Below are 13,656 nucleotides of genomic sequence, written 5' to 3' on the forward strand. Positions count from 1 at the left end.
GCCTGAGGCTCAGACCCCCGCCAGGAAGGCGGTGAGCAGCCGGGCGGTCTCGTCCGGTCGCTCCAGGGCCGGGAGGTGTCCGGCCCAGTCGAGGTCGACCCGGCGGGCGGCGGGCAGGAGGCCGGCCAGGTCGTCGGCGACGGCCCGGAAGTCGGGCACGTCGTGGGCGCCGCTGGCGACGAGCGCGGGGACCTCGATGCGGGCGAGCTCCTCCCGGGTGACCTCGAGGTCGACCGGGCGGAACTCCGCGGGGGCGGCGAGCTGGACGTCGAAGGCGCGCCGCTGCATCTCCCGTACGAGGGCGCGGGCGGTCTCGTCGGCCTCGGGGCCGAGCCAGGTGTCGACGTTGAGCTCGACGGCGGCGTCGAGGTCGCCGGCCTCCAGGAGCGCGTCCTCGCGGCCGCCCCACGCCCGCAGCTCCTCGCTCGGCACCATGCAGGGGCTGCCGGAGCCGAGCAGGGCGAGCGCGGTGACGCGGCGGGGGTGACGGGCGGCGAACTCCAGGGCGACGACGCCGCCGAAGGAGGAGCCGACGAGGGCGGCGCGGTCGGCGCCGAGGTGGTCGAGGAGGTCGCGGACGTCCTCCGCGTGGGTGTGCGGGGCGTCGACGGGGGTGTCGCCGAAGCCGCGGAGGTCGCAGCGGACGACACGGTGGCCCGCATCGGCGAGCGCGTGGAACTGTCCGTCCCACATCCGGCGGTCGCAGACCCCGGAGTGCAGCAGGACAACGGTCGAGGGGCCTTGGCCGGCCAGGTCATGAGAGAGCGTCACCCGCTGACCTTAGAGGAGGGCGGAGCCTGGCGGCCATTGATTTGAGCATGCGACTTGAACACGTTCAAGAGGAGGTCTACAGTCATGCCCAACAGCTTTTGAACGCGTTCAAGGGAGGGTGGGGCATGGACCTCACTGTCGTCGCGTATGTCGTCTACCTGCTGATCAGCGTGGCACTGACCATCTGGGTCGCCCGCACGCTCAGCCGTAACGGAAGGATCTTCCTCGCCGACGTCCTGCACGGGAACGAGAAGCTCGCGGAGGCCGTCAACCACCTCCTCGTGGTCGGCTTCTACCTCGTCAACTTCGGCTTCGTCGCCCTCCACCTGAGCCAGGACGAGGCCGTCCTCGACGCCCGCTCGCTCTTCGAGGCCCTCTCCGTCAAGCTCGGGGTCGTCCTGCTCGTCCTCGGCGTGATGCACCTGGGCAACGTGTACGTGCTCAACAAGATCCGCCGCCGGGGCGTGATGGAGCGCGAGCAGGTCCCGCCGGTCGGCCCGCAGGGCTGGACCGCGTCCCCCAAGGGCGGTCCCTGGGCCCCGCCCGCGCCGCAGGCCTGAACCGTGCGGACCCCCGTCGGACGCCTGACCGTGCTGTACGACGCCGACTGCCCGCTCTGCGTCCACCTGAGGCACTGGCTGCTGCGGCAGCGGCAGCTCGTGCCGCTGGACCTGGTCCCGGCCGGCTCCCAGGAGGCCGGGCGCCGCTTCCCGGAACTCGACCACTCCGCCACCCTGCGGGAGATCACGGTGGTCGGGGACCGGGGGCAGGTCTACCGGGAGACGAACACCTGGATCGTCTGCCTCTGGGCGCTCGCCGACCACCGGGCCAAGGCCCACTGGCTGGCCACCCCGGCCGGGCAGCCCTTCGCCCGGGTGACCGTCCTGGCCGCCGCGAAGTGGCGCGAGGCCCTCAAGGGGCCCGCCTGCGAGGACGAGGGCGGGCGCTGCGAGGCACCCGGCCGGCCCGACTAGGCTCGGCACCGTGAAGGAAGAGCAGAAGGCCGACGAGCAGCGGGCCGAAGTCGACAAGGCCGAAGGCAAGAAGGCCCCGAAGAGCGAGCAGACCCGCACGCTCATCCTCGAAACCGCGCTCCGGCTGTTCAAGGAGCGCGGTTACGACAAGACGACGATGCGGGCCATCGCCCAGGAGGCCGGGGTCTCCGTCGGCAACGCGTACTACTACTTCTCGTCCAAGGAGCACCTCGTCCAGGGCTTCTACGACCGGATCGCCCAGGAGCACCAGGCCGCGGTCGAGTCCATCCTGAACGGCCCCGAGAAGGACCTGACGGCCCGGATCCGGGGCGTCTACCTCGGCTGGCTCGACATCGCCGAGCCGTACCACGAGTTCGCCGCGCAGTTCTTCAAGAACGCCGCCGACCCGGACAGCCCGCTCAGCCCGTTCTCACCGGAGTCGGAGGGCCCGCGCGAGGCGGCGATCGAGGTCCACCGGCGGGTCATCCGCGGCGCTTCGGTGAAGGTCGACCCGGAACTCGCCGAGGCGCTCCCGCAGTTGCTGTGGCTCCAGCAGATGGGCCTCGTGCTGTTCTGGGTGTACGACCGCTCGGAGGGCGCCGCGAACAGCCGGCGGCTCGTCGAGCGGCTCGCGCCGGTCACGGCCCGCGCGATCTCGCTCTCCCGGTTCCGGATCCTCCGGCCGCTCGTCAAGGAGACGCACGAGCTGCTCTCCGACTTCATGCCGACGGCGGCGGGGATGGCGGCCTCGGGAAGGCCCAAGCGGGCCACCCCGAAGCCGCCGGCCGGGGACAGCTAGATCCAGTCGAGCTCCCAGAGGCGCCAGATGCCGGTGCCGTCAGTGAGGTACTGGGAGCCGCCCACCGCCTCCGTGGCGAGGACGTAGTCCTTCTTCTGCCACAGCGGGACGAGCGGGACGTCGTCGGCGACCTCGGTCTGGATCGCCCGGAAGTCCCCGGTCGCCCGGGAGCGGTCGCTGAACTGCTGCGTCGAGACGACCAGGGAGTCGATCCGCTTGCTGGAGAAGCCGTTGTGCAGGGTGTTCGCCGTGCCGACGAGGGGCGCGGTGAAGCTGTCGGAGTCGGGGAAGTCGGGCAGCCAGCCGACGGTGTACGCGTCGTAGGCGCCGCGCGCGTACGCCTTCTGGAAGCCCTTCCAGTCAGCCTCGACGACCTTGACCTTGAAGAGGCCGGTCGCCTCCAGCTGCCGCTTGATCTCCGCGGTCTCGGCGGCGTAGGTGGCGTCCGCGCGGAAGCCGAAGGTGAACTTCACCGGCGTCTCCACCCCGGCTTCCTTCAGGAGCTTCTTCGCCTTCTTCGCGCTCGGCGCGGGGTTGGCGTCGTAGAACGCCGTGCTGTGCCCCACGAAGCCCTGCGGGATGAGCGAGTACAGCGGCTCGACGGTGCCCTTGTAGGCGCCGGTGGTGATCTCCGGGCGGTCGATGACGGCGGCGACGGCCTGGCGCACGGCCTTGTCCGCCAGCGGCGAGCCGGGCCGGACGTTGAAGTTGAGGTTGCGGATCTCCGCGCTCTCGGCCTCGGTGAGCCGGGTCCCGCCCTCGGTCTCCAGGGTCGCGAGGAATTCCGGCGGCAGCTGCCGGTGCGTGACGTCGACCTGCTGCGACTTCCACGCGCCGGCGAGGTCCTCGGACGTGCCGAAGTACTTCACGAGGACCGGGCCGCCGGCCTTCGTGATGGCGCCCTTGTACGCGGGGTTGGGCTCCAGGCGCGCGGACTCGCCCGGCTTGTACTCCTTGAGGACGTACGGGCCGGAGCCGTCGACGGCCAGGCCGGTGCGCAGCGCGTCGGCCGGGTACTGGTCCTTGTCGACGATCGAGCCGGCGCCGGTGGCCAGCTTCAGCGGGAAGGTGGCGTCCCGGCCGCTGAGGTTGAAGGTGACGTCGCGGCCGTCGGCCACGACGTTCTTCAGCGTCGGGAAGAGCGGCTGCGGACCGACGTCCGTCTTGATGCGCAGCATCCGCTCGAAGGAGTACTCGACGTCCTCGGCCGTCATCTTGCGCCCGTTGGCGAAGGTGAGGTCGTCGCGGAGCGTGCACCGGTACGTGGTGAGCTTGGCCCCCACGAACTTGCAGCTCTCGGCGGCGTCCGGCACGGGAGTCGTGAATCCCGGCTTGAACGTCAGCAGCGACTGGAAGACGTTGCTGTACATGGCCCACGAACCGGCGTCATAGGCGCCGGCCGGGTCGAGTGAAGTGACTTCGTCGGTCGTGCCGACGCTGATCGGATCCGACCGGAGTCCGTCGGAGGGCAGGAGTTGCCAGCCCCCGACCCCGGCCGCCACCAGTACTCCACAAGTGATGAGGATCCGCAGACGGACCGTCGACCGCATTGCCGTGTTTCCTTTTTTCGTACCACCCCAGGCACGACGCCCCCCGAAAACGCCGCATTACCGTCAGCCAATCACACGACTTTCACAAGTGGAAGGAAAAACTTTCACACAGCAGGTATATGTCCGGAATATGAGACTTTAAGCCGATGAGCAGCACGTATCGCTCTCGGAGCAGGGAGTGACCCCCTGCTCCGCCGCCCGATTACGCCTGCTTCGAGGCGAGTTCGACGAGGGTGATGTCGGAGGGCGCCCCGACCCGGACCGGGGGTCCCCAGGCGCCCGCGCCCCGCGAGACGTACAGCTGGGTGTCGCCGTACCGTTCGAGCCCCGCGACGGTCGGGTTGGCGAACTCGGCGAGGTAGTTGCCCGGCCATAGCTGACCGCCGTGGGTGTGACCGGAGAGCTGGAGGTCCACACCGTGGCGTACGGCGTCGTGGATGACGACCGGCTGGTGCGCGAGGAGCACGGCGGCGCGGGCCCGGTCGCGGTCGCCGAGGGCGCGGCCGAAGTCGGGACCCTGGCCCTCGCTCTCCCCCGCGATGTCGTCGACGCCGGCGAGGTCGAAGCCGGCCGCGATCTCCACGCGCTCGTTGCGCAGCGGGCGCAGGCCGAGCTCGCGTACGTGGTCGACCCAGGCGTCGGCGCCCGAGAAGTACTCGTGGTTGCCCGTCACGAAGAAGGAGCCGTGGCGGGCGCGGAGCCGGGCGAGCGGCTCGGCGGCGGACCCGAGGTTCTCGACGGTGCCGTCGACGAGGTCGCCGACGATCGCGATCAGATCGGGCTGGGTGGAGTTGATCGCGTCCACGATCCGCTGACTGTGGGCCCGGCCCAGGATCGGCCCGAGGTGGATGTCGGACACGACGGCGATCCGGTAGCCGTGCGCGGCGCGCGGCACCTTGGCGAGCGGGACGGTGACGCGCTTGATCCGGGGCCCGCGCAGCACACCGTACGTGCCGTACCCGACGGTCCCGAGAGCGACGGCAGCGGCGGAGCCACCGACGACACGCGAGACGAAGAGCCGCCGGGAGGGGGCGGCTGCCGGGGGCTCAGGGGCCTCCACGGCAGGCGCGGCGGTTTCGGGAACGGACACGGGCACGGGCACGGGTGCCGCCTGGTGCACCTCAGCCGTGGCGCGGCGGTCGAGCCACCGGCGCAGGACGGGCCGCACGGCCTCGCCGACCACGAGGGCCAGGGTCACGTACAGCAGCAGGGCGAGCCACAGGAACCCCGGCCAGGCGACGACCTGCTGGAACCAGAAGGGCGCACCGGCCCGCGCGGAGGTCAACGCCGCGAGCGAGAGCAACGGCAGCACGACGACGGCCACCGTACCGACCCGCCGAGCCGTCCCCCCGGCCACCGTCACATCGCGCACGAGGCGCCGCCACACGTACCAGTGAACCCCGCCGAGCACGGCGAGGACCACGACCAGAACCAGCAGAAACACGAGCACGCCCCGAACCCCCTCTTTCTCTTCCCGACTAGGAGCTGTGACCGGTGTCGCGACGCGCGGCACGCACTCCACGCAACCCGAGCACACCGATCACCGTCCCCAAGACAAAGGACGTGACGGCGAGCAGCAGGTGAACCCAGAAATAGGCCGTCGGGTCACCCGCGTCGTCGAAGGCGAGGCCGCTCCCGTCGTTCCACAGGTTTTTGACGAAGGTGACCCAGATGAACCAGCTCCACACCCCGAACGCGAGCAGGAACCAGGAGACGCGACGGCTGAGCTTCATGGCCCCAGTATCACCGTCCGCCTCCCCGGCCCCGCGTCCGGGTGGACGAGCGTGGACGAACCGCCAGGCGGGGTTCGGATCCCTGTTCCGTACCTGTACGTTCTCGACCGTGTCTGCTTCGAAGAAGACCGCTTGGGCGGTCGCCGCTGCCGTACTCCTGCCGTTCGTCATCGCCGCACCCGCGGCCCACGCGGACGAAGGGAAGGACGCGAAGGACAAGCAGCCCAAACCGCCCGCCACCATGTCCGCGGTCGGCGGCGCGCTGCTCGGCAAGCCCGGTACCCAGGTCCGGCTGGGGGCCGGTGCCCCCGTGCTGCCGAAGGATCTGTCCGCCCGGTCCTGGATCGTCGCGGACGCGGAGAGCGGCGAGGTCCTCGCCGCGCACAACGCGCACTGGCGGCTCGCTCCGGCGTCCACGCTGAAGATGCTCTTCGCGGACACCGTGCTGCCGAAGCTCGGCAAGACGCAGAACCATCTGGTCACCAACCAGGACCTGGCCGGGCTCGGCTCCGGGTCCAGCCTGGTGGGCGTCAAGGAGAAGCAGACCTACAGCGTCCGCGACCTGTGGCTCGGGGTCTTCCTCCGCTCCGGCAACGACGCCGTCCACGTCCTGTCGGCCATGAACGGCGGCATCCCGAAGACCGTGAAGGACATGAACGCCCGCGCGGCCGAGCTCCAGGCGCTCGACACGTACGTGGTCTCCCCGGACGGTTACGACGCCCCGCGCCAGGTCTCGTCCGCGTACGACCTGACACTCATCGCCCGCAGCGGCATGCAGAACGAGGACTTCCGCGAGTACGCCGCCACGCCCCGCGCCGCCTTCCCCGGCGAGCTGAAGCCGGGCAAGAAGCGCGAGACATTCGAGATCCAGAACACCAACCGGCTGCTGACCGGTGACTTCGGCGTCGCCCCGTACCAGGGGATCGCGGGGGTGAAGAACGGCAACACCACCCATGCCGGATCCACCTTCACGGGCGTCGCGGAGCGGGGTGGGAAGGTGCTGCTCGTCACCGTGATGAACCCGTCGTCGAAGGAGCAGCACGCGGTCTACAAGGAGACCGCCCGGCTGCTCGACTGGGGCTTCGCCGCGGCCGGGAAGGTGACCCCGGTGGGCGAGCTGGTGCCGCCCACGTCGGCCCGTACGGGCACGGGGTCGGGAACGGGGCCGGATTCCGGGTCGGGCACCGGGAGTTCGGACGGCGGCACGGCGCCCGCGCCCGGGAAGAACGCTCCGGACGCGTCGGCGAGCGCCGCCGCCTCCTCGGAGAAGTCCGGCGGCGTCGGGATCGCGCTGAGCGTGGCGGGCGGGGCGCTCGTCCTGCTCGCCGGCGCCGTGTTCCTCGTCAACCGGCGCTGGCCGCCGGCCGGTTCGGGGTCGCGGCGTCGTCGCTCGCGGGCTCCGCTGGATCCGGACGTGAACCCGTAGCCGTCCAGGCCGAGGAGAACAGCAGCAGTTTCGCGGTGAAGTTGATCCACAGCATCAGGGCGATCGGTGTGCCGAACGCCCCGTACATCGACTTCCCCGCGACCCCCTTCATGTAGCCGCCGAGCAGCAGCTTGAGCAGCTCGAAGCCGACGGCGCCGATGAGCGCCGCCACCACGAGCCGGCGGCGGGGCGGGTGGACGCCGGGCAGCAGCGTCAGGACGTAGAGCAGCATCAGGAAGTCGGCGGCGACGGCGACGAGGACGGCGGCCGCCTGGAGCAGGTAGCCGCCCGCCCCGTCGCCGGAGATGCCGACCCGGTCGGCGCTCCAGCCGACGGCGGTGGAGCCGAGCCAGGACGCGGCGAGCGAGCAGACCGCGACGCCGCCGAGGCCGAGGAGCACGAGCGCGTCCTTGCCCTTGCGCACGACGGGGTTGCCCTCCTCGGTGTCGTCGAGCCCCCACACGACCCGCAGGCACTCCCTCATGGAGCCGATCCAGCTGATGCCGGTGACGAGCAGGAGGGCGCCGGCGATGAGTCCGACGGTGCCGGCGTTGGCGACGAGGCCGTCGATGTCGAGCTGGTCGGAGATGCCGGGTACCTGGTCGGAGATCTTCTCCTCGATCTTGTCGAGCTGTTCCGTGGAGAGCAGCGCGGCGCCGATCGCGGCGGCGACCGTGATCAGCGGGAAGAGCGCGAGGAAGGAGAGGAAGGTGATCGCGGCGGCGAGCCGGCTCCAGTGGACCTCGTCGAGGGTCTCGTACGAGCGCCAGGCGTGGGTCCGCATGAGGCGGGTGGCCACGGGGCCGATGACGGGGAGCTTGGTCAGCCAGTCCATGTCGTACGCGTACCCCTTGATCCGTTGGTCCAGAGATGGCCGGAGTACGAGAATCCCCCGGCGGAGCGCGCGGGACGGTGAACGACATCCCGGAGGCAATGGCGGCATAAGCGACAGACACGGCTATACGGTCACCCTGATGGCTGTCGAGACCCACCGCCCTCTGAGGAGTACCCCACCATGAAGGACGCCTTCGGCACCCCGCAGTCCCTGCTCGTCCTCGGCGGCACCTCCACGATCGGGCTCGCGACCGCGCGCCGGATGATCGCCCGCGGCGTCCGTACGGTGTGGCTGGCCGGGCGGCCCTCCCCCGTGCTCACCGCGGCCGCGGACTCGCTCCGCGCGCTCGGCACGGACGTGCGCACCGTCCCCTTCGACGCGCTCGACACCGAGTCGCACGAGGAGCGGCTCGGCAAGATCTTCACGGAGGGGCCCATCGACGTGGTGCTGCTCGCCTTCGGGGTCCTCGGCGACCAGGCGCACGACGAGGCCGACCCCGTCGCCGCCGTGCGGGTCGCGCAGACCAACTACACGGGCGCCGTCTCGGCCGGTCTGGTGTGCGCGGGCGCGCTCCAGGCGCAGGGGCACGGCTCGCTGGTGGTGCTCTCCTCGGTGGCGGGCGAGCGGGCCCGGCGCGGTGACTTCATCTACGGCTCGTCGAAGGCGGGGCTCGACGTCTTCGCCCAGGGCCTCGGGGACGCGCTGTACGGCACGGGCGTGCACGTCATGGTCGTCCGGCCCGGGTCCGCGCGGTCGACGGCGGCGGCAGGGCGCGCGAGGACGCGGGCCCGGCTCTCTGCGACCCCCGAGGCGGTCGCTACCGCGATCGAGCTGGGGCTGCGGCGCCGCTCGGAGACGGTGTGGGTGCCGGGGACGCTGCGGATGGTGATGGCGGCGGTACGGCACGTGCCGAGGCCGCTCTTCCGCCTCCTGCCCGTGTGAGGAGGGGGAGGGCTCAGCCGGCGGGGGTGACGGTCGGCGTGTCGACCGGGCTGCCGCCCTGGGTCGGGACGGCCGAGATCGGCCGGCCGCTGCCGAACTCGTAGTCGTACAGCTTCCGCCACACGCCGTCCGGGCCCTGCTCGTACAGCGCGAACGAGCGGCACGTCCAGGCCGCCTCGTATCCGGCGAGCTCCTCGAACGCCCGGTCCATCCCCTCCTCGGAGATGGCGTGCGCCACGGTGACGTGCGGGTGGTACGGGAACTGGAGCTCGCGCGCGAGCGGCCCCGCCTCGTCCCGGATCTGGTGCTGGAGCCGGTTGCAGAGGGGGACGCCGTCCTCGAGCTTCACGAAGACGACCGGGGACAGCGGGCGGAACGTCCCGGTGCCCTTCAGACGGACGGGGAACGGCTCGTACTCGGCGGCGACCCCGGCGAGGTGCGCCTCGATCTCCGGGAGCCGCTCCTCCGCGACCTCGGTCGGCGGGACGAGGGTGACGTGCGTGGGGATGCCGTGCGCGGCGGGATCCCCGAAGCCAGCGCGCCGCTCCTGGAGCAGGCTGCCGTAGGGCTCCGGGACCGCGATCGAAACGCCGAGCGTTACGGTCCCCACGTCGTTCTCCTCCGTCGTCCGTCGAATGGTGTGCGGCGGGTGGTGCAGCCGCCAGTGTGCGTCCTGCACCACCCTCGTGGCCAGGGTCCTAGGACTCAGTGCTTGGCGGGCAGGAAGCCCATCCGGTCGTAGGTCTGCGCCAGCGTCTCGGCGGCGACCGCGCGGGCCTTCTCCGCGCCCTTGGCCAGGACCGAGTCCAGCGTCTCCGGGTCGTCCAGGTATTCCTGGGTGCGGGCCCGGAACGGCGTGACGAAGTCCACCATGACCTCGGCCAGGTCCGTCTTCAGCGCGCCGTACATCTTGCCCTCGTAGCTCTTCTCCAGGTCGGCGATGCTCGTCCCGGAGAGGGTGGACAGGATGGTGAGGAGGTTGGAGACGCCCGGCTTGTTCTCCGCGTCGAAGCGGATCACGGTGTCCGTGTCGGTGACCGCGCTCTTGACCTTCTTCGCGGTGACCTTCGGCTCGTCCAGGAGGTTGATCAGGCCCTTCGGCGTGGACGCCGACTTGCTCATCTTGATCGTCGGGTCCTGGAGGTCGTAGATCTTCCCGGTCTCCTTGACGATGTACGGCTTGGGGACGGTGAAGGTGTCGCCGAAGCGGCCGTTGAAGCGCTCCGCGAGGTCGCGCGTCAGCTCGATGTGCTGGCGCTGGTCCTCGCCGACCGGGACCTCGTTGGCCTGGTAGAGCAGGATGTCCGCGACCTGGAGGATCGGGTACGTGAAGAGGCCGACGGTGGCGCGGTCGGCGCCCTGCTTCGCGGACTTGTCCTTGAACTGCGTCATGCGGGAGGCCTCGCCGAAGCCGGTGAGGCAGTTCATGACCCAGCCGAGCTGCGCGTGCTCGGGGACGTGGCTCTGGACGAACAGCGTGCAGCGGTCCGGGTCGAGGCCGGCGGCGAGCAGCTGCGCGGCGGCGAGGCGGGTGTTCGCCCGCAGCTCGGCGGGGTCCTGCGGAACCGTGATGGCGTGCAGGTCGACGACCATGTAGAAGGCGTCGTGGGACTCCTGGAGTGCGACGTACTGACGGACCGCACCGAGGTAGTTGCCGAGGTGGAACGAGCCCGCCGTGGGCTGGATTCCGGAGAGCGCGCGAGGACGATCAGAGGCCATGCACATCATTCTCTCAGGTGTGGGAACCGATCCCCGACTGCCGGTGTATCAAAGGTGTGAGGACGCGGGAGGGGACCCGGGAGGGGGGCCTGGTCGACGACGAGGCCGTGGTGATCGCACGGGTGCGCGCCGGAGAGCCGGAGGCGTACGCGGAGCTGGTCCGCGCGCATACGGCGGTGGCGCTGAGGGCGGCCGTGGCGTGCGGCGCGGGCCCGGAGGCCGAGGACGTGGTGCAGCAGGCGTTCTTCAAGGCGTACCGGTCGCTGGGGCGGTTCAAGGAGGGCGCGGCGTTCCGGCCGTGGCTGCTGCGGATCGTCGTCAATGAGACCAGGAACACAGTGCGCTCGGCGGGTCGGCAGCGGGCCGTCGCGGGCCGGGAGGCGGACCTGCTCGGGGGCGAGCCGCGGATACCGGAGTCGGCGGATCCGGCGGTCGCCGCGGAGGAGCGGGAGCGGAGCCGGCGGCTCCTCGACGCCCTGGACGGTCTCGCCGAGGACCACCGGCAGGTGGTGATCCACCGCTATCTGCTCGAGCTGGACGAGGCGGAGACGGCCGAGGCGCTGGGCTGGCCGAGGGGGACGGTGAAGTCCCGGCTGAGCCGGGCGCTGAAGAAGCTGGGACTGGTGCTGGAGGGACTCGTGCGGGAGGGAGGTGAGGAGCGTGGCTGAGGAGCGGTTGCCGGAGGGCCGTACGCCGGACGAGCGGCTTCCGGAGGAGTTGCGGGCGCTGGGGCGGCGGCTGCGGGTGCCCGACGTGGACGGTGAGTCCATGGCGGAGCGGGTGCTCGCGCAGCTCCTCGCCGAGCACGCGCCGACGCCCGTGCCGGAGCCTCTGCCTGTGTGGCGCCGGTGGTGGGCATCGGTGCGGGGATGGGCGCGCGGGCGGTGGCGGGCGCTGGTGGCCGGTCTGACGGGGGTGCTGATCGTGCTGGTGCTCACCCCGCCCGTGCGGGCGGCGGTCGCGGACTGGTTCGGCTTCGGCGGGGTCACCGTGCGGTACTCCGACGATCCCGCCGGCCGGACCGCGGTGCCGGGCGGGGCGGTGCCGGGCGGGGCGGTGCCGGGGTGCGCCGACCCGGTGACGTTGGCGGAGGCCGGGCGCAGGGCGGGCTTCGAGCCGCTGATACCGGGTGCCCTGGGCCCGCCGGACGCGGTCGCGGTGACGGGGTCGGCCGAGCGGGGCCGGGCGGTGATCAGCCTGTGCTGGCGGGACGGGGAGCGGACGGTCCGGCTGGACGAGTTCCCGGCCCGGCTGGACATCGGCTTCGCCAAGGAGGTGACGACGCGGCCGGAGTGGGTGGATCTCCCGGACGGCGCGCAGGGCTACTGGTTCGGGGCGCCGCACCTGCTGACGGTCCCGATGACGGACGGGACCGGTCAGGTCTGGAGACATGAGGTCCGTACAGCGGGTCCCACGCTCCTCTGGACGCGGAGCGGAGGCGCGCTCACCTTCCGGCTGGAGGGCATACCGGACGCGGAGGAGGCGCGCGGGGTGGCGGAGTCGGCGGGCTGAGGGTGACCGCCCGGCGTGCGGCTTCCGGAGCGGTGGGCGCGCCGTAGCCGAGGTTTCCGCTTCCGGCGCGCGAGCGACGATAAGAAGGGGAGCCACACCCCTGAGCTCCCGGGCCGCAGGACGAACGGAGACCCCGTGTCGAGGACGCAAGACGCGATCGCTTCCGCGGAGGCGCACAGCGCTCACAACTACCACCCCCTTCCGGTCGTCGTCGCCTCGGCGGACGGCGCCTGGCTGACCGATATCGAGGGGCATCGCTATCTCGACATGCTCGCCGGCTACTCGGCGCTCAACTTCGGGCACGGCAACCGGCGGCTGATCGATGCCGCGAAGGCGCAGCTGGAGAGGGTGACGCTGACGTCGCGCGCCTTCCACCACGACCGCTTCGCCGAGTTCTGCACGCAGCTCGCGGCGTTGTGCGGCAAGGAGGCGGTGCTGCCGATGAACACGGGCGCGGAGGCGGTCGAGACGGCCGTGAAGACCGCCCGGAAGTGGGGGTACGAGGTGAAGGGCGTGCCGGACGGGCACGCGAAGATCGTGGTCGCGGGGAACAACTTCCACGGCCGGACGACGACGATCGTCAGCTTCTCCACGGACCACGAGGCGCGGGACCACTTCGGCCCGTACACGCCGGGGTTCGAGATCGTCCCGTACGGGGACCTGACGGCCCTGGAGGCGGCGGTCACCGAGAACACGGTGGCGGTGCTGCTGGAACCGATCCAGGGCGAGGCGGGGGTGCTGGTGCCGCCGGCCGGCTATCTGCCGGGCGTGCGGGAGCTGACGCGCCGGCGGAACGTGCTGTTCATGGCGGACGAGATCCAGACGGGTCTGGGCCGGACGGGGAAGACGTTCGCGTGCGAGCACGAGGGCGTGGTGCCTGACGTGTACATCCTGGGGAAGGCGCTGGGCGGCGGTGTCGTGCCGGTGTCGGCGGTGGTCGCCGACCGGTCGGTGCTGGGCGTGTTCCGGCCGGGCGAGCACGGGTCGACCTTCGGCGGGAATCCGCTGGCCTGCGCGGTGGCGCTCGAGGTGATCGCGATGCTGCGGACGGGCGAGTTCCAGGAGCGGGCGACGGAGCTGGGCGAGCACCTCCACGCCGAGCTGGGGCTGCTCGTGGGCGGCGGGGCGGTGGAGGCGGTGCGCGGGCGCGGTCTGTGGGCGGGGGTGGACATCGCGCCGTCGCACGGCACGGGCCGGGAGATCTCGGAGAAGCTGATGGAGCGGGGGGTCCTGGTGAAGGACACGCACGGGTCGACGATCCGGATCGCGCCGCCCCTGGTCATCTCGAAGGAGGATCTGGACTGGGGTCTTGAGCAGTTGAGAGGGGTGCTGTCGGACTGACGGGTCCGTCCCGCCGCGGGCCCGGCCGTCGCGCCCGCGGCGGGCCGTCTCGCC

15 protein-coding genes are annotated in these 13,656 nt (G+C 71.5%); 8 read left to right on the forward strand and 7 right to left on the reverse strand.

Annotated features, from left to right (window positions below; translation table 11 throughout):
• Positions 1 to 9: 9 nt before the first annotated feature.
• Positions 10 to 771, reverse strand: a complete 762-nt coding sequence (locus OG357_RS14750) for an alpha/beta fold hydrolase (protein ID WP_329621594.1) — start codon at positions 769 to 771, stop codon at positions 10 to 12.
• A 125-nt stretch (positions 772 to 896) separates the two neighbouring features.
• On the opposite strand from OG357_RS14750, the gene OG357_RS14755 reads away from it, so the two are divergent.
• The 3 genes from OG357_RS14755 to OG357_RS14765 are packed head-to-tail and all read left to right on the forward strand — an operon-like array spanning position 897 to position 2,544.
• Positions 897 to 1,331, forward strand: a complete 435-nt coding sequence (locus OG357_RS14755) for a hypothetical protein (protein ID WP_329621595.1) — start codon at positions 897 to 899, stop codon at positions 1,329 to 1,331.
• A 3-nt stretch (positions 1,332 to 1,334) separates the two neighbouring features.
• Entirely contained in the window at positions 1,335 to 1,745 is a 411-nt protein-coding gene (locus tag OG357_RS14760) for a thiol-disulfide oxidoreductase DCC family protein (RefSeq protein ID WP_329621596.1), read from the forward strand.
• 10 nt (positions 1,746 to 1,755) lie between these two features.
• The gene (locus OG357_RS14765) at positions 1,756 to 2,544 is read left to right on the forward strand and encodes a TetR/AcrR family transcriptional regulator (protein WP_329621597.1); all 789 of its coding nucleotides are present in this window, start codon (positions 1,756 to 1,758) and stop codon (positions 2,542 to 2,544) included.
• Here the strand turns inward: OG357_RS14765 and OG357_RS14770 are convergent.
• From OG357_RS14770 to OG357_RS14780, 3 genes are all read right to left on the reverse strand, one after another.
• The gene (locus OG357_RS14770) at positions 2,541 to 4,094 is read right to left on the reverse strand and encodes an ABC transporter substrate-binding protein (protein WP_329621598.1); all 1,554 of its coding nucleotides are present in this window, start codon (positions 4,092 to 4,094) and stop codon (positions 2,541 to 2,543) included. The genes OG357_RS14765 and OG357_RS14770 overlap by 4 nt on opposite strands.
• A 202-nt stretch (positions 4,095 to 4,296) precedes the next feature.
• Positions 4,297 to 5,544: a metallophosphoesterase gene (locus OG357_RS14775; protein ID WP_329621599.1), complete on the reverse strand. Its 1,248-nt coding sequence runs from the start codon at positions 5,542 to 5,544 to the stop codon at positions 4,297 to 4,299.
• Between the two features lie 28 nt (positions 5,545 to 5,572).
• On the reverse strand, positions 5,573 to 5,827 hold the full coding sequence (locus tag OG357_RS14780) for an SCO4848 family membrane protein (protein ID WP_329621600.1): 255 nt from the start codon (positions 5,825 to 5,827) through the stop codon (positions 5,573 to 5,575).
• A 109-nt stretch (positions 5,828 to 5,936) separates the two neighbouring features.
• Between OG357_RS14780 and OG357_RS14785 the strand changes: the two genes are divergently transcribed.
• Positions 5,937 to 7,253 (forward strand): D-alanyl-D-alanine carboxypeptidase family protein, encoded by a 1,317-nt coding sequence (locus OG357_RS14785; protein WP_329621601.1) that lies wholly within the window; start codon positions 5,937 to 5,939, stop codon positions 7,251 to 7,253.
• Here OG357_RS14785 and OG357_RS14790 read toward each other — a convergent pair.
• Positions 7,171 to 8,088: a YihY/virulence factor BrkB family protein gene (locus tag OG357_RS14790; protein WP_329621602.1), complete on the reverse strand. Its 918-nt coding sequence runs from the start codon at positions 8,086 to 8,088 to the stop codon at positions 7,171 to 7,173. The genes OG357_RS14785 and OG357_RS14790 overlap by 83 nt on opposite strands.
• A gap of 180 nt (positions 8,089 to 8,268) precedes the next feature.
• On the opposite strand from OG357_RS14790, the gene OG357_RS14795 reads away from it, so the two are divergent.
• Positions 8,269 to 9,030 (forward strand): decaprenylphospho-beta-D-erythro-pentofuranosid-2-ulose 2-reductase, encoded by a 762-nt coding sequence (locus tag OG357_RS14795; RefSeq protein ID WP_329621603.1) that lies wholly within the window; start codon positions 8,269 to 8,271, stop codon positions 9,028 to 9,030.
• Positions 9,031 to 9,043: 13 nt separating this feature from the next.
• Here the strand turns inward: OG357_RS14795 and OG357_RS14800 are convergent, their stop codons facing one another.
• The gene (locus tag OG357_RS14800; protein WP_329621604.1) at positions 9,044 to 9,640 is read right to left on the reverse strand and encodes a 2'-5' RNA ligase family protein; all 597 of its coding nucleotides are present in this window, start codon (positions 9,638 to 9,640) and stop codon (positions 9,044 to 9,046) included.
• Positions 9,641 to 9,735: 95 nt separating this feature from the next.
• Positions 9,736 to 10,749, reverse strand: coding sequence for a tryptophan--tRNA ligase (trpS, locus tag OG357_RS14805; protein ID WP_329621605.1), 1,014 nt, complete (start codon positions 10,747 to 10,749; stop codon positions 9,736 to 9,738).
• Positions 10,750 to 10,805: 56 nt separating this feature from the next.
• On the opposite strand from trpS, the gene OG357_RS14810 reads away from it, so the two are divergent.
• The 3 genes from OG357_RS14810 (at position 10,806) to rocD (ending at position 13,602) form a co-directional block, all read left to right on the forward strand.
• Positions 10,806 to 11,417 (forward strand): RNA polymerase sigma factor, encoded by a 612-nt coding sequence (locus OG357_RS14810; protein WP_329621606.1) that lies wholly within the window; start codon positions 10,806 to 10,808, stop codon positions 11,415 to 11,417.
• Complete coding sequence (locus OG357_RS14815; protein ID WP_329621607.1) at positions 11,410 to 12,261, forward strand: hypothetical protein; 852 nt, start codon at positions 11,410 to 11,412, stop codon at positions 12,259 to 12,261. The genes OG357_RS14810 and OG357_RS14815 overlap by 8 nt, the downstream gene beginning before the upstream one ends.
• A 135-nt stretch (positions 12,262 to 12,396) precedes the next feature.
• Complete coding sequence (gene rocD / locus OG357_RS14820; RefSeq protein WP_329621608.1) at positions 12,397 to 13,602, forward strand: ornithine--oxo-acid transaminase; 1,206 nt, start codon at positions 12,397 to 12,399, stop codon at positions 13,600 to 13,602.
• Positions 13,603 to 13,656: the final 54 nt, after the last annotated feature.

It is taken from the genome of Streptomyces sp. NBC_01255 (genome assembly GCF_036226445.1).
Taxonomy (GTDB): Bacteria; Actinomycetota; Actinomycetes; order Streptomycetales; family Streptomycetaceae; genus Streptomyces.